Genomic DNA, 17,889 nt, shown 5'->3' with positions numbered 1-17,889 from the left:
CCTCACCGCCCTGATCGACGACACCGCGACACACCCGACCGCCATGTGAGGCAAACAACGAAAAGGGCCGAACCGGAAAGAAATCCGCTGCGATTAGCCGGTTAAGCGTACGACAACGCCCTGATGGAGAGCATCATCGGCCTGTTCAAGACCGAGTGCTTCGACACCGACGTGTTCCACGACGGACCCTGGAAGACAGCCTCCGACGTCGAGTACGCGACCGCTGGATGGGTCGAGTGGTACAACACCACCAGGCTCCACTCCAGCTTCGGCCACGTCCCACCCATCGAGCACGAGCAAGCCCACTACGCTGCCCTCACCCACGAGGAGCAGCCAGCATGAAGGCGGCATTGAAACCCGAACGCTTCACCGCTTCCCCGGCTGCGCGATCAGCTCCCGCATCTGCGACCTCGACCACGTGATCTCCTCGCCCGGCGGGCCCACCACCCCAGCGAACCTGATAGCCCTGTGCAGGCGACACCACCGCCTCAATCAGACACCCGGCTGGCAGGCCGCGATCCACCCCGACCGAACCGTCACCTGGACCGACCCCGTCGGCCGCACCCACACCAGCTACCCGAGTAATCACCTCGGCCTCACAGACGACGGGCGAAGCCTGCCCAGCGCCGACCTGACAGCCCTCGGTCCCGGCGAATCGGCCGACGCCGACCTCAGCCCGCTCGAAGCACACGTCACCCGGCTCCTGGCCGCTCCCTAGGGGGCGAATGTGCGCGTTTGTCGCTCCGTGCGGATGAGAGGCTTGGACGACCCCCACCCGACGGTGCGCATACCACCGTCTCCGGTGGGCCAACGCGTTTTCCGAACGAACCGAAATCACATCACTGTGATTCATCCACAGTTGGGGAGAAGTCTGTGGATCGAGAAGCGGAGGGGGTCGCGTAGAGTTGAGTCGTGGCGGGCGCAGACGACGATGTTTCACGTGAAACGGCGAGCATAGCTGCGGCAGACGTCAATGAGCCCAGGTCCGTTTCACGTGAAACCGAGTCGCGCGCGCCCGTCGACATGAGACGCGCGGCATTACCACATCAGCCGAGGATTGTGGCCGTGGCCAACCAGAAGGGCGGCGTTGGAAAGACGACAACTGCCGTCAACCTCGCTGCCGCCCTGGCATCGGACGGCCTCGGCGTACTCCTCGTGGACATGGATCCCCAGGGCAATGCCAGCACGGCTCTCTCCATCCCCCACGGGCCTGATGACCTGGGCATTTACGACGTTGTGATCGATGGCCGGCCATTGATCCGGGTCGTCAAGGAGTGCCCGGACATCCGCAACCTCTGGTGCGCGCCGAGCAGTATCGACCTGGCCGGCGCGGAGATCGAACTCGTGGGAATGACCCATCGCGAGACTCGCCTACGCCAGGCGATCGAGCACCTGCGCACCCAGCTAGGGAGAACCAACCGTCCAGCGCCAAACTATGTCATCATCGACTGCCCACCAAGCCTTGGGCTGCTGACCCTCAATGCGCTCACCGCAGCCGACGAGGTCTTCATCCCGATCCAGTGTGAGTACTACGCTCTCGAAGGCCTCAGCTCCCTGACTCGCACCATCGAACTGGTGCGCGCTTCGATCAATCCGCGTCTGGCCATCGGCGCCATTCTGATGACCATGTACGACGGTCGCACCAATCTCGCGGCCCAGGTCGCGCAGGAAGTCCGGACCCACTTCCCCGATCTGGTCCTTCGCTCGACCATCCCACGCTCCGTGCGAATCTCTGAGTCCCCGAGTTATGGCCAGACCGTGCTCACCTACGACCCCACAGGGCCCGGGGCGTTGAGCTACCGGGCGGCCGCTCGCGAATATGCCCACCGCCGGGCCACCGCACCCAACGAAGGACGTAACCGATGAACGACCGCCGACGCGGGCTGGGCCGTGGCCTGGGCGCCTTGATCCCCACCGCCGCTGCCCCGGCGCCGCGACCCGTGGACGTCTTCTTCGAGCCCACGCAGACGGCCGACGAGCCAAAGCCATTGCCCCACAACGATTTCTCGGAAGACTCCCCGCCCGTAGACTCGCCTGACCACGCATCACCTACCGCGACCGATGAGCCCCCAGGTCTGGTGGCGGTCCCTGGCGCTAGCTTCGCTGAGCTCCCGCTCGAGTCGATCACACCCAACCCCCGGCAACCGCGCCACGTCTTCGACGAGGACGAACTGGCCGAACTGACCGCCAGCGTGGCCACCATCGGCGTGCTCCAGCCGGTCGTGGTCCGGCCCGTCGCGGACGGCTACGAACTGGTCATGGGCGAGCGCCGATGGCGCGCGGCCGGCGAAGCGGGCCTGAGCGCCATACCGGCAATCATCCGCGACACCGCCGATGACGACCTGCTCCGCGACGCTCTCCTGGAGAACCTCCACCGCAGCCAGCTCAACCCGCTCGAGGAGGCCGCGGCCTACCGGCAACTACTCGATGACTTCGGGTGCACGCAGGAAGAACTCGCCAGCCGGATCGGACGCTCCCGGCCCCAGGTCAGCAACACCCTGCGTCTGTTGCGGCTCCCGCCCCTCGTTCAACGACGCGTCGCCGCCGGGGTCCTCTCCGCCGGCCATGCCCGCGCCCTTCTCGGCCTGACCGACGGCGGCGCGATCGAGCGGCTGGCCCAACGGATCGTGGCTGAAGGCCTGTCGGTCCGGTCGGTGGAGGAGATCGTCGCGCTGGGTGACGCGGACGGCCCCGAGTCGGCCCCGCGGCGACCGAGAACCACGACGGCGCGACCGGAACTCATGGACTACCAGAACCTGCTCTCCGACTACCTCGACACCCGGGCCACGATCGCCATGGGCGCGCGCAAGGGGAAGGTCACCATCGAGTTCGCCACCGTCGAGGATCTGGGCCGCATCCTTACCGCCATCGGCGTCGATGCCGGCTCGGCCGGCCACGTGGCGAGCGAGCCCGAGAGCTGACCGAAATAGCAACTCCCCCAACGTTTTTTAGGCGTTGGGGGAGTTTGCGTCGTGCGACGAGGTCGCTCAGCCGAGGAACGGCTCCAACTCGCGCAGGAGCTTCGGCTTCGGCATCGCGCCGATGAAGGTCTTGACGACCTCGCCACCGACGACCACGTGCATCGTCGGGATGCTCGTGATGCCGTAGCGCTGCGTGACGGCCGGGTTCTCGTCGGTGTTGAGCTTGAGCACGGTCAACTTGTCACCGTAGTCGCGCGCGATCTCTTCCAGGATCGGCGCGACAGCGCGGCACGGACCGCACCAAGGCGCCCAGAAGTCGACAAGGACGGGAGTTGCGGACTTCAGGACGTCGGCGTCATACGTCGCATCCGTGGTGACGGCGGTCTCTGCCATGGCGGATTCCCTTCGGGTAGAACGAGATTCGGAGTGGAGGTGGTCAGTGGGCGAGATACTTCTCGGCATCGAGGGCGGCGGCACAGCCGCTCCCGGCTGCTGTGATCGCCTGCCGATAGCGATGGTCGACCAGGTCGCCGCAGGCGAAAACTCCCTCGACGTCGGTCAGGGAGGTGCGGCCCTCGACCAGGACATAGCCCTCGTCGTCCAGGCCGACGACACCCCTGACGAGCTCACTGCGCGGATCGTGACCCACGGCGACGAACAACCCGGTCGCGGGGATCTCGCGAGTCGCGCCGGTCACGGTGTCGCGCAGCGTCAGGCCGGTCACCTTGTCGGTGCCGTGAATCGCCTCGACCGCGCTATTCCAGGCGAAGGAGATCTTGGGGTTCGACATCGCGCGCTCAGCCATGATCTTGCTCGCCCGCAGCTCATCGCGCCGGTGCACGATGGTCACCGACCGGGCGAACTTGGTCAGGAAGGTCGCCTCCTCCATGGCCGAGTCGCCGCCACCGACGACGACGATGTCCTGGTCGCGGAAGAAGAAGCCGTCACAGGTGGCGCACCAGCTGACGCCGTGTCCCGAGAGCCGCTTCTCGTCCGGCAGGCCGAGCTCCCGATAGGCCGAGCCCATCGCCAGGATGACCGCGCGCGCCCGATAGGTGGCGCCCTCACCGGTCGTGACCGTCTTGACCGGCCCGACGAGGTCGGCCTCGACCACGTCGTCGGTGATGATCTCGGTGCCGAAACGTTCCGCTTGGGCGCGCATATTGAGCATCAGATCCGGGCCCATGATGCCCTCGATGAACCCGGGGAAGTTTTCGACCTCAGTGGTGTTCATCAACGCGCCGCCCGCCGTCACTGCGCCCTCGACAAGCACCGGCTCGAGATTGGCGCGCGCGGCATAGATCGCGGCCGTATAGCCGGCCGGCCCGGAGCCGATAATGAGGACGTTGCGCACGTCGGAGGCCTCGCTGGACACGAAATCAGCCCTTCGGGATCGATGACTGCTGGCACGCCCGCGGACCGGGGTCACGGCGGGCTTTGCTTTGGTGAACCGATCCTAGGTGCAGTTTGTTCCGCGCACCGCCCCGCGCGCAATCAGCCCGTATGCCGCCCGGTCACCCCACCGGGACAGGCCCCGCCAACGCCGTCACCGGCGTGCCGTCACCGCAGGTGACAGGGACGGCATACGCCTGCCAGCCGCTTGCGCCCTTGACCACCAGCACGGCCGCCGGCTCGCCCTGGAACCGCGCATTGTCCACGCGCAGTTCCGTGATCACGCCGACCCCGAGCGCCTTGGCGCACGCCTGGGCGCGTTCCGGTGTGGCGATCTCGGGGCGTTCCCCGAACGAGCCGACCGAGTCCTCCGCGCGCAGCAGCGGAGCCGCTTGATCGGCCAGGCCGGCCGCCGTGTAGTCGGTCCCGGAGCTGGCCACCTTGACTGCCGGCCCCGGGCCGAGGGCCGGCGAGGTGCTCGAGGTATCCGAGGCGCGCTCCGGATTCTCGGACTGTCCGGCGGCCGGGGAGCTCAGAGCTGCGCCGCCCGTCGCGCTGCCGCTGAGGCCATGGGCCAGCATGCGCACCACACCGAACCCCCCAGCCCCCATCACCCCGACGGCGGCGGCGGCGGCGAGCCAACGCAGGCTGGCCGGACTCCCACCGGGATGACGTGAGCGGTGCGTGATCGGGGTGACAACGGCCTGGTGACTGCGGGGCACGGCGGGAACGACGGGCTCGGCCGACATGGGCCGCGCCGCCGCTTCACTGGCGATGGCGGCGAGAATGCGCGCTGTGAGGTCCTCGGGCATCGGCCCGGGATCGGGCAACGCGGCCAGCAGGCGGCGCATCCCCGTGGGGTCGTCCTCGATCGGGGTGTCCCCGAAATCGGGTTCGACGTTCACGACCTGCTCCCTTGTGCTCTGCCGGGCCGAGAGTGGCAGCCGACGGGGTGGGACGTCATACGGCCACGCTCGGTTCCCTGCCTTCGCGCCCGAGCAGCTCGGCAAGTGCGGCTCGACCCCGGAAGCACCGGGATTTGACGGTCCCTTCGGCCACGCCGAGGATTCCGGCGGCGTCGGCGACCGGAACGGCATACATGTCCACGAGCACCAGCGCGGCCCGTTGCGCCTCGGGCAGCGTCGCCAGGGCGGCCTGCACGGTGAGCCGCGTCTCGACCTCGCCGGGCCGGTCGCTCCCGTCCGCGAGCGTGATCTCGGGCAACTCACTGGTCGGCCGCTCCCGCCGGATGCGGTCAAGGCAGGCGTTGACGACGATCCGGTGCAGCCAGGTGGTGACCGCCGCATCCCCCCGATAGGACGCCCCGCGCCGGAAGGCGGAGATGAACGCATCCTGCACGGCGTCGGCCGCGAGTTCGGGGTTATTGCACGTGCGCATCGCGACACCCCACATGCGGTCCTTGTGCCGCCGGAAGAGCTCGGCGAACGCCTCCCCGTCGCCTTCGTTGTGGCGCGCCATCAACTCCTTGTCGGTGAGTTCCCCGTATGCCGTGCCGGCCCCGCGCCCGCTCGCGGACTGGCCGGCCTCGATGGGGGTCATCCCGACACGGTGATCTCGGCCAGCATCGCGCGGTAGCGACCGTCGGCGACGAGCGGGGCATCGGTGAACCAGACGATGATGTAGCGACCGGTAGCCCCGGATGTCGAGTTGACGGTCACCTGGCCGGACTTTCCGGCGATCGTGCCCAGCAGTTGTGCTCCGGTCTTGTCCGGCTCATTGGCGAGATAGACCTCGACACTGGAGGGGTTGGGCAAGGTCAGGGTGACCGCACTCGGCGTCACCTCCTGCCCCATGTCGACCACCAGGCCGACGCCACTCTTGAGCCCGGCGAACTTGGGCCCCTGATACCCCTCGGACTGCCAGTAGGTGTTGGCGTCCTCGTCGTAGACGCGGGCCGCGAGGTCGTTGTTCTCATCGCCCCCGCCCTCGGGGTCGTAGCCGGTTGCGCCGATGATCGCCAGCTGCTCCCCCGTGCCACTCGGAGCCGATGAGCTGCTGGCCGCCGTTGGCTTTTGAGTCGAGACGTGGGTGGCATCCGGGCCGAGGATCGCGTTGATGTCGATGCCCTTGCCGATCTGCGCGGCACCGGCCGCACCGACGATCCCCGCCAGCGCGGTGAGGGCAGCGAAGATGGTCAGCACGAAACGACTCTGCGCCTTCGACGGCGGCGCCCCGGCCTCGTCGGGCAGCAGGGGGGCTGGCGCTTCGTAGCGGGGTTCGGTATGCGGACGCTCGGTGGCGATCTCGCGCGTGGCACCCCCGCCGAGCGCTGCCGTGCCCTCCACCACGCGTGCCGGCGCGGCGACCGTGTCAGGTGTCGAACCCGGGTGCGCCTTCGCGACGTCGGACGACGGGGCGCCCGCCGCCGGCGAACCATCAGGCGCGTCGTCGCCGGTGCCGCGTCCACGGGAGAACCTGCCGGTCAGCTTGCGGGCGCTCGCCGCCAGGCCCCCCAGGGCCGCGGTCGCTGCTGTGGCGACCGAGCCGGCGCCGCCCGCGCTCGTCGGGCCAGTCACCCCCGTCCCAGGTGTGCCTGTCGGGCCCACGCCGGCTGCACCCGCCGCCAGGCCTGGGTCGCCAGTCGCCGTGGCCCCGGCGGCGCCTGCTCCTGCGAGCCAGGAGGTGGTCGTGTGGGGATCACCACCGCCCTCGGCAGCGCCCGTCGCCAGCGCGGCCTCCGGCACGCCCGGGCCGACGGGAATCGGGGCCGTGACGGCGCTCTGCTCCGGAGTCTCGGCGCGGCGAACCTCACCCGCCTCGACGGTGTCTGCGCCCGCGGCGGCGGCGTCGGCTTCGCGGGCCTGCTCGGCTGCGTCCGGGGTGGTCGCCAGGACTTCCTGGTCGGCGACCGTCATGGCCGACCAGGGCGCGATCTGGGCGGCATAGTCGGCCGGGGAGATCGGCCCGAGGTTCTGGTTCAGCGTCAGGTGGCACAGCGTGTCGAGATCGTTCGGGACGCCCACCGCGAGTTCGGACGGGCGGGGCACACCACCGACGACCCGGGGGGCGGGCTGAAGGCCGACATCGCCGGCATACGGCCAGCGACCGGTCAATCCCGCATAGGAGAGCGCCACCAGCCCCTTGGCATCGCGTCGCAGCGCGCGCCGGCCGCCGATGTGATCCTGCCCGGCCAGCGCCGCCTGAGTGGCCAGGCCGGCCACCTTCACCGAGCCGTCGGGCATGCGCAGCACATTGTCCGGCGTCAGGCCGAGGTGATGCAGGCCGCGGCGGCGCGCGGCGTCGAGCCCCAGCGCGGCTTCGCCAGTCAGGCGCCGGACTTCTTCCGCGGCCATGCCGAAGGCACCCGCCAACTCGGTGAGCGAGCGTGCCCCCTCGAGGCTCTCCTCGACGAAATAGACCCAGCCGTCGACCTCGGCGATATCCAGGATGCGCACCAACCGGTGATTGTCGACGCCCGCGGCCCGCTGGGCGGCGTCGTAGACCCCAGCCGCGAGGGGGCTGTCGTCGGGCAGCACCACAAGCGTGACCGACCGGTCCAAGCGGTCGTCACGCACGGCCCACGCCTGGGCATCGCCCTGCTCGGAGAGCAAGCGAACCAGGGTGTAGCGGCCACCGACCACCACACCGGGGAGCAAGCCGGTCACATTGGCTCCTTTTCGACTTGAGGGAAGCTTACGGTCCGACACCGACAAGGCCGGGCATTGACCCGGCAACCCGGGCCGATCGCCGTCCGTGGTTCAGCGGCGCGCGAGCCGCCGGGCGATCGGCGCCACCAGATCGTCGACCTCGCGCACCCGCATCCGGTGAGCAATCGCCCAGGCCACCGCGAGATAGAGCGAGCCGAGCACGCCCAAGACCAGCAGCGCCCCTAGCCGGTTGGTGGTGAGCGACTCGGGGACGACGCGCAACACGGCATACGTCAAACCGCCGGCGGCGATGCTCGCCAGTCCCAACCGGATGTTGGTGCGCATGGCCCTGGTCAGGCCCAGCCGGCCGACGCGGCGGCGCAACAGCCAAAATCCCCAACCGGCGCCGACCGCATTGCTGATGGTCTGGCCGATGCCCACCCACAGGCCGGTCTGCGTGGCCGGCCGCACGGCCCCGATCAGGTTGAAGATCGTCGCGATGATCGTGATGACGACCTGGATGTTGAAGGGCGTGCGTGCGTCCTCGTACGCATAGAAGACCCGCTGCACAAGATAGACCCAACCGAAGGGCAGAAGTCCTAGCAGCATCGCGGTGAGCAGGTGGGCCACAGCGAGGGTGTCGGATCGCGACTGGCCGAAGAAGACGAAGACCGCCAGCGGCGCGAACAACACCCCGGCCAGGCTGATCGGCACGAGCAGCGGGGCGGGCATCCGCAGCCCGCGACCGAGGTCGGCCAGCACCTCGCCCGTATGCCCAGCGTGGGCCGCCTTGGCGAGCCGCACGAAGAGCGCTGTGGTCAAGGAAACCGTGACCAGGGAGTGCGGCAGCATGAAGAGGAGGAAGGCGTTGTCGTAGGAGAACTTGCCCGCCGCGGTCAGGCCCTGGGCGTTGGCCAGGTCCGTCGCACGCGTGAGCACCTTGCTGGTGACGATGAAACCGAGTTGCCCCACCGCGATACCGGCGAAGGACCACAACGCGACGCGCGAGGCCGACCGCAGGCCGACACCGCGGAAGCCGAAGCGGGGCCGATAACGGAAGCCGCTGCGTCGCAGCGGAATCGCCAGGAAGATCCCCTGGACCACGATGGAGAGCGTCATGGTGCCGGCGAGGACCCAGATCATTGCGGTGGTCCAGCCGTCCGGGTCGGTGACGCCGCGCGGGTAGCCGAGGATCCAGAAGAGCGCGAGTCCCGCAATCGAGACGACATTGGCGAGCGCCGGCGCCCACATGAAGGCGGTGAAACGATTGCGGGCGTTCAGCACATTGCCGAGCAGGGTGTAGAGCCCGTAGAAGAAGATCTGCGGCAGGCACAGATAGGCGAAGACCGTCGCCAAGTGCAGGGCGCTTGGGCTTTCGGTCTGGGTGTATAGCCGGACCAACAGGGGTGCGGCCGCGATCGACAGCGCCGTCGTGAGGGCCATGAGCAGCAGCGAGAGGGTCAGCAGGCGGTTGACATAGTCCTCGCCGCCGTCGGGGTGCTTGGCAGCCTTGATGATCTGCGGAACGAGGACCGCATTGAGCACGCCACCGGCGAGCAGCAGGTTGATCGAGTTCGGCAAGGTGTTGGCCACCGAGAAGGCATCACCGGCCAGGCCAGTGATGCCGATGACGATGCCGAGCATGCTCTGCCGGACGACTCCCAGGACGCGCGAGACGAGGGTGCCGGAGGCCATGAGCGCGCTCGCCCGCCCCAGCCCGGCATTGGTCCCTGCGGCACGCTCGGTCGGGGTGTCGCTCACGAGCCGGCCTTTCGTCGACGCCGCCGGGTCCGGATCAGGCCACCGGCAAAGAGGAGCAGGGCGGCGGCACCGATCACCCAGTAGATCCACGCCCCGGTGGGGTAGGCACGCACGAGCACGGTCGCGTCACCGCCTAGGCGCCGCCCGTCCGGGGTGGACAGCGACACCTTGATCGGGACATCGCCGGCCGCGAGCGCGGTCGCCCGGATGCGCAGATTCGCCCGGGACCGTGGCCCGATGTCTACCGGCGCGGGGGTCTGCTCCAGCCGGAAGCGGTTGCTCAGGGGCGTCAGGTCCACGCGCACCCCGTCGACGGCGACGTCGAGATCGTTGGTGACGGTCACCGTCAGTAGTCCGGAGTCGGCGAAGAAGTTGATCTTCTCGGGGGTCACGGCGACGCCCTTGCGGGCTTCGGCACCGGCCGCGCGCACCAGGCCGATCGCATGCCCCAGCGCCGCCGGATCGTCTCGCCAGCGGCTGGCGAGCAACTGGCGGAAGGTCTCGGTCCACAGCCCGAGATTGGCCTTGCCGTCCGCCCGCACCTGCGCCATCGCGGCGATGGACCGAAGCGCCGTAGTGGCCGCCCGCACTCGAGCCGGCGTCAGCGCCGCCGCGGGCGGGAGCACCTCCGCCGGCAGACCCGACTCGGCCGGGGGCGTCGTCGTCTGGGGCACGATCGGACCCAGCGCGGTTTCGGTGCGCAGGGCATCGAGGGACGTCGCGGTGATCCAGGGCGCGTCCAGGAGCCCGGCCAGGGCGGCATGCAAGCCCGAGGTGGCCGCAGGATCCACACCACGAGGAACGGCGATCAGCACGCTGCGGCGGGTGCTCGGGAACTCGGCGAGCAGGCCCAGCGACTGCGCGAGCAGCAGTTGCCGCGTGGCCGTCCCGTCCGGATCCGCCGCGAGCCCGAGCAGGGCTCCGCTCAGCGCGTCGTCATAGGCCAGCACCGCGGTTCCACCAGCGGCGCGATTCGCCGCGACGGGCGTATTGGTGCCGCCGAGCGAGCTACCCGCGCCGATGACGGCCGAGAGCGGGGCAGCGCCGTAGAGGGCGGTCAGGGCAGTTATCCGGTCGCCTCCGATCAGTCCGTCCGCCGGCCACGCCACGTCGACCCGGTGATGGCCGGGCAGGTCGGCGGCGACCCGAGTCGCGGTCGCGATCAGTCCCGGGAAGTAGCGATTCAGGTGGGTGGCGACCAGCGCGGACAGGTCGGGATCGGCATACGGCAGGACGAGGGCGGGCCGGGTGCCGAGGTCGTCGCGCAGGCGCGCGGCGAAGGAGCGGCGCAGCGCCGTCTCGGCCTTCTGGTCCGCACCGATCCGGTCCCACGCTGCCCCGGCGACATCGTCGAGCGGTCGCTCGGCGGGGATCTCGGCCGGCGGGTCGGCGATGGTCGGGTCGAGCGCCCAGGTCACCGGCAGATCGTCGGTGGCGTCGATCAGCTCCGGCAGTCGTCCCCCGGTCCCGAGCTGCCGCTCCCAGGCCGTATGCCGTTCGGGCCCGTAATCGCCCACCAGCGCCGAGTCGGGGGCCAGCGTCAACGGCGCGACCACGGCGAGCTGCAGGGGGACGTACTCCCTGCGGCGCTGGTAGGTGACGAAGCTGGTGATCCGGGTGCCGGCGGCGCTCAGGCTGATGGGCAGCGCGCCGTAGGCCGGGCCGGCCGTAGCGGCCGGGTCCTTCATGACGACCCGGAAGGACGCGCCCGCCCCGGGGGCCAGGCGCCCGCCCAGCGCATCGTGATCGAGGAGATCGCCGGTGTCTGCGACCTCGCCTGCGGCCCAGGCCGCGACGCCGGCTCGGTCGGTCAGGGGCGTAAAGGATCCGCGCAGTTGGACATCGGGGGCGTCAATGGAGTTGCTGCCGACATTGGTCACGCGACCGGTGATCACCACATCGTCGCCGTCGCCGGCCACCATCGGCGCCATGGTCGTCACGGCGATGCGGACCCCCGCCAGATCGGTGGCCGCGGTCGCGGTGGACGGGGCCACGCCCAGCAGGAGAAGCAGCGTGGTGAGGGCCGCCATAACGGGATGGCGCGGCATACGGCCGTGGGTCATTCGTCGCCGGCGAGGCGCTGCCAGGCCTCCCGGGCGATGCGCCGCTCGTTGGGGAAGGTCAGGTGCCGGTGCGCGTGCTCGAGCGGGAGCCAGGCGACGTCGACGGCCTCGTGGTCGGGGTCGTTCTCGATCGTCAAATAGCCCCCCACCGCCTCGAGAAGGTAGTGGTGGACGAACTTATGGACGCGCCGGTCGCCGGTGGCGAACCAGTAGTCGATGGTCCCGAGCTTGATGAGCACCCGCGCCTCGATGCCGGTCTCCTCGGCGACCTCGCGTGCCGCTGTCTCGCACAGGGTCTCGGCGCCCTCGATATGACCCTTCGGCAGGCACCATTCCAGGCGCCCGGCACGATTGCGGCGGGCGATGACGGCAATCCGCGCGACCCCGCCCTGAATGTCGACGACCACGCCCCCCGCGGAGCGTTCCTCGACGGCCGGCAGGCGGCGCGGGGCGCGTCCACCTGCAGCTTGGGTCATGGGGTCACTTTAGGCGGACAACGCTCCAGGGGGTCGGACCCGGTGGCGTTCGGCTCGCCTCGCCCCTGGGCAATACGGTTGGGCACCATGGAATCTCCGAGCCAGCAGGCCATGCGTGGCGCCCTGGCCAATCTGGGGCCGATGCTGCCGTTGTTGACCGAGCTGGGCGAGTTGTTCGCCGCGGCCGGCCACGAGTTGGCGCTCGTCGGCGGACCGGTCCGGGACGCCTTCCTTGGCCGGACCTCGCCCGATTTCGACTTCACGACGAGTGCGCGGCCCGAGCAGATCGAGGCGATCCTGCGGCCCTGGGCCGAGACCACCTGGGACGTCGGCCGGGCCTACGGCACGATCGGTGCGCTGCGGGGCAACACGACCTTCGAGGTCACGACCTATCGCGCCGATGCGTATGACCGCGTCACCCGCAAGCCCGTCGTCGCCTTCGGCGACAACCTCCACGACGACCTGCACCGGCGCGACTTCACCGTCAATGCGATGGCCCTGCGGCTGCCGGAGCTGACCTTCGTCGATCCGTATGACGGCTACGACGCCCTGCAGAAACGTCGCCTCCGCACGCCCGCACCGCCCGAGGTCAGCTTCGGCGACGACCCCTTGCGGATGATGCGCGCCGCGCGCTTCGCCGCGCAGCTTGGCTTCGACCTCGCCGCCGACGCGGCGGAAGCCATGCAGGCGATGGCCGGGTCGATCGAGATCGTGTCGGCGGAGCGCGTGCGCGACGAGCTGAGCAAGCTCCTGCTCGCGCCGTGGCCGCGCCGCGGCTTGGGGTTGCTGGTCGACTCCGGCCTGGCCGATCACGTCCTGCCCGAGTTGCCGGCGCTGCAGTTGGAGATCGACGAGCACCACCGCCACAAGGACGTCTACGAGCACACCCTGACCGTGGTCGAGCAGGCCATCGAGCTGGAGGGGCCGCCCGGGTCGGATCCGGCCCAGGTCCCGGGGCCGGATCTGATCCTGCGCCTGGCTGCGCTGCTGCACGATGTCGGCAAGCCCGCGACCCGACGCTTCGAGCGCGGTGGCGGGGTCTCCTTCCACCACCACGAGATCGTCGGGGCCAAGCTGACCCGCGCCCGGTTGCGGTCCTTGCGCTATGACAAGGAGACGGTGTCGGCGGTCTCCCGATTGGTGGAACTGCATCTGCGCTTTCACGGTTATGGGGACGGTCAGTGGACGGACTCGGCCGTGCGCCGCTATGTCACCGACGCGGGCGACCTGCTGCCCCGCCTGCACCGCTTGACCCGGGCCGATTCCACGACGCGCAATCAGCGCAAGGCGCGCCGGTTGGCGGCGACCTATGACGAGCTCGAGGTTCGCATCGAGCATTTGCTCGCCGCGGAGGAGCTGGGCAAGGTGCGACCCGAACTCGACGGCACCGAGATCGGCGAGCTGCTCGGGATCCCGCCCGGGCCGCTGGTCGGTCGCGCCTACAAATTCCTGCTGGGCCTCCGGCTCGATGAGGGGGTCGTTGGCCCCGAGGTGGCCCGTGAGCGGCTGCTGGCCTGGTGGGCGGAGCAACCCGAGTCACGGCCGTGAGGGCCGGCCCGACTTGACAACCATTCGGTCACGTCGCCCTGCCGTCGTCGGGGGTGGCCGGTAGCGTTCGGTCATGGCAACACATGGGTGGGTGAAGCGGTCCGTCGGCATCGGCGCGGCGGCAGTGATCGCGGGCGTCTTGGCGGGGGCGCCCACCGCATCGGCGACGGGCGGCGGGTCGGGGGGCACACGGCATACGTCCTCGGGGGCGGTGCCGGCGTCGGTCACCGGGGCCGACCGGGTCGTGCCGCGGAGCGTGAGCGGTGGACCGGTGCTGCCGGGGCCGGCGGCCGGAGGTGACCGTGCGCTGACCGGCACACACGGGATCTACCTCGTGCCGGTCTATTGGGGAAGCACCAAGCCGGCGGCGCTCGACAATGCGGCGCTCCAGTCGGCCATCGACGGGGCCAATACCTATTACACGGCGGCGTCGGGGGGCACGCTGACGGTTCGTCAGGGCTGGGCGGAGGGCATCCCCGGGTGGAGCAAGATCACCTTGACCGACGCGCAGTCCACCTCCTGCGACCTCAAGGCGATCAATGACGCCGTGCGGGCGGTCGTCGGCTCGGCCGGGCCCCGGGATCACCTGGTGGTCTATCTGCCCAAGACGACCCAATGCACCTTCTCGGATCTGGAGACCTTCGGCCTGAGTGCGCGCGGTGATGGCTACAGCATCGTCAACGGCACGTTCACCACCGATATCGCCCTGCGCGTGATCGCCCACAACGGTTCGGTGTCGGCCGCGGGATCGCTCAACTGCACCTCGGGCGCGAGCGCGGTCCCGCTCTCGAGCACGTGCTCGGGCGTTGACTACAACAACCCCTGGGATCCTGCGAGCGCGCACCCCTACGGCCAGCCGGGAATGCCCCTGGCCGACACCTTGGCGACGTTGGGCATCCTCTCGGCCACCGACTACCCCGAGATCTCGCCCGGACCGACGAAGGCGCTCCCCTTGAAGCCGATGGAGTCCGGCGCCGGGTTGCGGGGTGCGTGGTTCGACCTCGAGGGCTATCGCTACTCCATCGAGTACCGCACGCCGACGGGGCTGGACTCCTGGATAGATGACAAGAAGTGGTCGGGGCCGTTCGGCACGGTCTCGGACCCCGGCGGCCATATCGTCGTCCACCGTCAACCGCTGACCGGAGACGCCATCGACCGCTCGCGCCTCGTCGTCGACTTCCATCCGGATCTGGTCAACAGCGACACGCAGCGACACCCCGGCCTGTGGGACGGCGAGTCCTACACCAGCCCGGACGGCTCGTTCGCCTTGTCGGTGTCCGCGCCTTCCCCCACCGGGGCCACGGTTACCGTCTCCTTCCCGGCCCTCGACCGGGTCGTGCGGTGGTCGGGGCCGGATCGCTATGCGACGTCCGCGACGATCTCGGCGCAGACGTATGCCGCCGGCGTCTCGGTCGCCTATATCGCCTCCGGATCGGTCTACACCGACGCGCTGTCCGGGGCTCCGGTAGCCGGCGACACCGACGGCCCGATTCTGCTGACGTCGGGCACGAGCATCCCGAGCGTCATCGCAGCGGAACTGACCCGGCTCAAGCCCGGCAAGATCGTCATCTTCGGTGGCCCGGCCACGATCTCGCCGGATGTCGAGACAGCACTCAAGGCCTATACGAGCGGAGCCGTGGAGCGGTGGAGCGGCGATGACCGGTTCACCACCTCGGCCGCCATCTCGGCGAAGTCCTATGCCCCAGGTGTCGCGACGGCCTATGTCGCCTCCGGCCGAGTCTTCACCGACGCCCTCTCTGGGGCGCCCGTGGCCGGCAAGAGCGCGGGGCCGGTGTTGCTCGTGGACACCAATGCTCTGCCGAGCGCGATCGGCACCGAGTTGCAGCGGCTCAAGCCGGCCAAGATCGTGATCTTCGGTGGTCCCAACACCATCACCCCGGCCGTCGAGGCCTCGCTGCACGCGTATGCCGCGTCCGTCGAACGGTGGAGCGGTCCCGACCGCTTCACGACCTCGACCGCCATCACCCAGAAGGCCTACTCCACGCCGGGTGGGACGATCTTCATCGCCTCCGGCCGGGTCTATACCGATGCGCTCTCCGGTGCGCCGGTCGCCGGCACGATGGAGTCGCCGGTCCTCCTGGTCGACACCGATGCCCTGCCCGACGCCGTCGGTGCCGAGATCGACCGGCTCAAGCCGAGTCGCATCGTCATCCTCGGTGGCCCCAACACCATCTCGTACGGCGTGCAGGCAGCGTTGGCGGGGCACCTGAAGTAGCGCCGAGGCTCGGTCGCCCCAGGGGGGACGGCTCGCCCGCCCGGGCGCGCGTCGCCGCGCGTTCGGCGGGCCGCGCCGGTACCGTGAGCCCCATGCGTCACATCAGAGGGGACCGATCGACTCCGCGCGCTCGTCGCGCCCTGGCGACGGGGGCGATTGCCCTGGTCGGCGGCGGCCTGCTTGCCACGGGTGCCGGGAGCGCCGGCGCGGCCACGTCCGCGGGCGGTTCCACCGGGTCGCACGCCCTGATGCAGGTCCCGGCGCCGGGCGCCGACGCGGTCAAAGCGGGGGGCGCGGCCGGCCGGTCCGCCCTCGGCAATCACACGCTGACCGTCGTCCCGGTCTACTGGAGTGGCAGCGCCCCCGAGCCGCTGGACGCGGCCGCCCTGGGCACGACCGTGCGCGATACGAGCAGCTACTTGCGGGCGGCCACGGCATCGCGAATCACCGCATCCCTGGGACCGGTCAAGCCGTGGACGGCGATCACCTTGACCGCGACGGAGCAATCGACCTGCGATGTGGCCGCCATCGAACGACAGGTTCGCGCGGTGGTTCCCGCGCCGACCGGGGGCAATCAGCACCTGGAGATCGTCTTCGCGCCGACGAGCGCCTGCCAGTTCGGGACGCTGGCCCAGCGCGGCCTCTCGACCTACGGCGACGGCGTCGCCTTCTTCAACGGTCCCACGGCCATGACGCCGGCGACCCTCGGCTTCGGCATCGGTAGCAACGCGGGGCTGGGGATGGNGCGGCGACCCGTGGGACCTAATGGGGGCCGCGCCCTATGGCGCGGTGGGCATGCCGTCGGCCGCGAACCTGCGACGGCTCGGCGTGTTCGGCGACGCGGACTTCCCGGAACTGATCCCGGGCCAATCGCAATACCCCTTCATCCGGCCGCTGACCTCGTACACCGGGCAGCGCGGTTTCGCGGTGACCCTCGGGCGGCATCGCTACACCGTCGAATACCGCACCGTCGCCGGCCTGGACAGCTGGATCGATGACGCCGCCTGGACCGACCCGAGCGGGATCGTGCGCACCGACCCCGGCGGCGGCGTGATCGTGCGCTATCAAGACCTGGACAGCGACACCCCCTGGAACACCACGGTCCTGGACTTCCACCCCGACGCTCCCGTGTCCACACGCGAGCGCCACCCCGGCATGGAGGCCGGGGAAAGCTGGACCAGCCCCGGCAACCTGATGCGGCTCGAGGTCGTCAGCACGACCTCGTCCGGCGCCTCCATCCGCGTCGACTTCCCCGGCCTGAACAAGGTCGAGCGGTGGAGTGGCGTTGACCGGTATGCCACCTCGGCCGCGATCTCGCTGAAGTCCTTCTCCCCCGGCGTGCCCGTCGCTTATGTCGCCTCCGGCGCCGTCTACGCGGATGCCCTCTCCGGTGCCCCCGTTGCCGGCAAGGACAAGGGCCCGATCCTTCTGGTGACCAGCGATCGGATCCCCGGCTCCGTCCAGACCGAGTTGCGGCGGCTGATCCCGGGCAAGATCGTCGTGCTCGGCGGCCCGGCGACGGTCAACGACGAGGTGCTGAGCAAGCTGCAGGACTACACCGCGGGTGGCGTGGAGCGGTGGAGCGGCCTCGACCGCTTCGAGACGTCCGCCGCGATCTCGGCGAAATCCTTCGCGCCCGGTGTCGCGACCGCCTTCATCGCCTCCGGCCGGATCTACACCGACGCCCTCTCCGGCGCCCCGGTGGCCGGCAAGAACGCCAGCCCGGTCCTGCTCGTCGACTCCAGTTCGGTGCCGGCCCGGATCCAGGCCGAGCTGACACGACTTAGAGGTTGCACGGATAGGTGCGGATGTTGCGTTTGGGGTGCGTGTTGCTGAAGGGGTGCAGGCACGGACGCGAGTAGGAGAGGAGGTGTCAAAGCCAAT

The 17,889-nt window shown here is 69.8% G+C and carries 14 protein-coding genes and 1 pseudogene; 7 read left to right on the top strand and 8 right to left on the bottom strand.

Features of this window, described 5'->3' with window-relative positions:
• Positions 1-105: 105 nt before the first annotated feature.
• From ABD209_RS07975 to ABD209_RS07960, 4 genes and pseudogenes are all read left to right on the top strand, one after another.
• Positions 106-342: pseudogene (locus ABD209_RS07975) on the top strand (integrase core domain-containing protein); the annotation flags it as partial.
• A 76-nt stretch (positions 343-418) separates the two neighbouring features.
• Positions 419-718: an HNH endonuclease signature motif containing protein gene (locus ABD209_RS07970; protein WP_344064501.1), complete on the top strand. Its 300-nt coding sequence runs from the start codon at positions 419-421 to the stop codon at positions 716-718.
• 347 nt (positions 719-1,065) lie between these two features.
• Positions 1,066-1,866: a ParA family protein gene (locus ABD209_RS07965; protein WP_344064498.1), complete on the top strand. Its 801-nt coding sequence runs from the start codon at positions 1,066-1,068 to the stop codon at positions 1,864-1,866.
• Positions 1,863-2,921 carry a ParB/RepB/Spo0J family partition protein gene (locus tag ABD209_RS07960; RefSeq protein WP_344064496.1) on the top strand — a complete coding sequence of 353 codons (1,059 nt, stop codon included), beginning with the start codon at positions 1,863-1,865 and terminating at the stop codon, positions 2,919-2,921. The genes ABD209_RS07965 and ABD209_RS07960 overlap by 4 nt, the downstream gene beginning before the upstream one ends.
• Before the next feature lie 66 nt (positions 2,922-2,987).
• On the opposite strand, the gene trxA is transcribed toward ABD209_RS07960, so the two are convergent.
• The 8 genes from trxA to ABD209_RS07920 all read right to left on the bottom strand — a co-directional run bounded on the left by trxA (position 2,988) and on the right by ABD209_RS07920 (position 12,221).
• Positions 2,988-3,314 (bottom strand): thioredoxin, encoded by a 327-nt coding sequence (trxA, locus tag ABD209_RS07955; protein ID WP_324387874.1) that lies wholly within the window; start codon positions 3,312-3,314, stop codon positions 2,988-2,990.
• A 43-nt stretch (positions 3,315-3,357) separates the two neighbouring features.
• Positions 3,358-4,296, bottom strand: coding sequence for a thioredoxin-disulfide reductase (gene trxB, locus ABD209_RS07950; RefSeq protein WP_344064492.1), 939 nt, complete (start codon positions 4,294-4,296; stop codon positions 3,358-3,360).
• Between the two features lie 139 nt (positions 4,297-4,435).
• Entirely contained in the window at positions 4,436-5,218 is a 783-nt protein-coding gene (locus ABD209_RS07945; protein WP_344064489.1) for a hypothetical protein, read from the bottom strand.
• A 55-nt stretch (positions 5,219-5,273) separates the two neighbouring features.
• The gene (sigM, locus tag ABD209_RS07940) at positions 5,274-5,873 is read right to left on the bottom strand and encodes an RNA polymerase sigma factor SigM (RefSeq protein ID WP_344064486.1); all 600 of its coding nucleotides are present in this window, start codon (positions 5,871-5,873) and stop codon (positions 5,274-5,276) included.
• Positions 5,870-7,939, bottom strand: a complete 2,070-nt coding sequence (locus ABD209_RS07935) for a protein kinase family protein (protein WP_344064483.1) — start codon at positions 7,937-7,939, stop codon at positions 5,870-5,872. The genes sigM and ABD209_RS07935 overlap by 4 nt, the downstream gene beginning before the upstream one ends.
• Positions 7,940-8,032: 93 nt before the next feature.
• Positions 8,033-9,682: a murein biosynthesis integral membrane protein MurJ gene (gene murJ / locus ABD209_RS07930; RefSeq protein WP_344064480.1), complete on the bottom strand. Its 1,650-nt coding sequence runs from the start codon at positions 9,680-9,682 to the stop codon at positions 8,033-8,035.
• Positions 9,679-11,730, bottom strand: a complete 2,052-nt coding sequence (locus tag ABD209_RS07925; protein ID WP_344064477.1) for a DUF6049 family protein — start codon at positions 11,728-11,730, stop codon at positions 9,679-9,681. Before ABD209_RS07925 ends, murJ begins: the two co-directional genes overlap by 4 nt.
• A gap of 11 nt (positions 11,731-11,741) precedes the next feature.
• Positions 11,742-12,221, bottom strand: coding sequence for an NUDIX hydrolase (locus ABD209_RS07920; RefSeq protein WP_324387264.1), 480 nt, complete (start codon positions 12,219-12,221; stop codon positions 11,742-11,744).
• 87 nt (positions 12,222-12,308) lie between these two features.
• Between ABD209_RS07920 and ABD209_RS07915 the strand changes: the two genes are divergently transcribed.
• The 3 genes from ABD209_RS07915 to ABD209_RS07905 all read left to right on the top strand — a co-directional run bounded on the left by ABD209_RS07915 (position 12,309) and on the right by ABD209_RS07905 (position 17,841).
• Positions 12,309-13,769, top strand: coding sequence for a CCA tRNA nucleotidyltransferase (locus tag ABD209_RS07915; RefSeq protein WP_344064474.1), 1,461 nt, complete (start codon positions 12,309-12,311; stop codon positions 13,767-13,769).
• Between the two features lie 73 nt (positions 13,770-13,842).
• Positions 13,843-16,005, top strand: a complete 2,163-nt coding sequence (locus tag ABD209_RS07910) for a cell wall-binding repeat-containing protein (RefSeq protein ID WP_344064471.1) — start codon at positions 13,843-13,845, stop codon at positions 16,003-16,005.
• Positions 16,006-16,800: 795 nt separating this feature from the next.
• Positions 16,801-17,841: a cell wall-binding repeat-containing protein gene (locus ABD209_RS07905; protein WP_344064468.1), complete on the top strand. Its 1,041-nt coding sequence runs from the start codon at positions 16,801-16,803 to the stop codon at positions 17,839-17,841.
• The last annotated feature ends 48 nt before the right edge of the window (positions 17,842-17,889 follow it).

Source organism: Nostocoides vanveenii, from assembly GCF_039531165.1.
Taxonomy (GTDB): Bacteria; Actinomycetota; Actinomycetes; order Actinomycetales; family Dermatophilaceae; genus Nostocoides_A; species Nostocoides_A vanveenii.
The sequence above is the reverse complement of the archived record's forward strand: the minus strand, read 5'-3'. Positions and strand labels throughout refer to the sequence as shown.

What these genes read in the sequence shown, in the direction of transcription:
- ABD209_RS07960 (WP_344064496.1), top strand. Translation starts at nt 1,863, where the DNA reads ATGAACGACCGCCGACGCGGGCTGGGCCGTGGCCTGGGCGCCTTGATC.
- trxA (WP_324387874.1), bottom strand. Translation starts at nt 3,314, where the DNA reads ATGGCAGAGACCGCCGTCACCACGGATGCGACGTATGACGCCGACGTC.
- ABD209_RS07920 (WP_324387264.1), bottom strand. Translation starts at nt 12,221, where the DNA reads ATGACCCAAGCTGCAGGTGGACGCGCCCCGCGCCGCCTGCCGGCCGTC.
- sigM (WP_344064486.1), bottom strand. Translation starts at nt 5,873, where the DNA reads ATGACCCCCATCGAGGCCGGCCAGTCCGCGAGCGGGCGCGGGGCCGGC.
- ABD209_RS07905 (WP_344064468.1), top strand. Translation starts at nt 16,801, where the DNA reads ATGCCGTCGGCCGCGAACCTGCGACGGCTCGGCGTGTTCGGCGACGCG.
- ABD209_RS07910 (WP_344064471.1), top strand. Translation starts at nt 13,843, where the DNA reads ATGGCAACACATGGGTGGGTGAAGCGGTCCGTCGGCATCGGCGCGGCG.
- ABD209_RS07915 (WP_344064474.1), top strand. Translation starts at nt 12,309, where the DNA reads ATGGAATCTCCGAGCCAGCAGGCCATGCGTGGCGCCCTGGCCAATCTG.
- ABD209_RS07925 (WP_344064477.1), bottom strand. Translation starts at nt 11,730, where the DNA reads ATGCCGCGCCATCCCGTTATGGCGGCCCTCACCACGCTGCTTCTCCTG.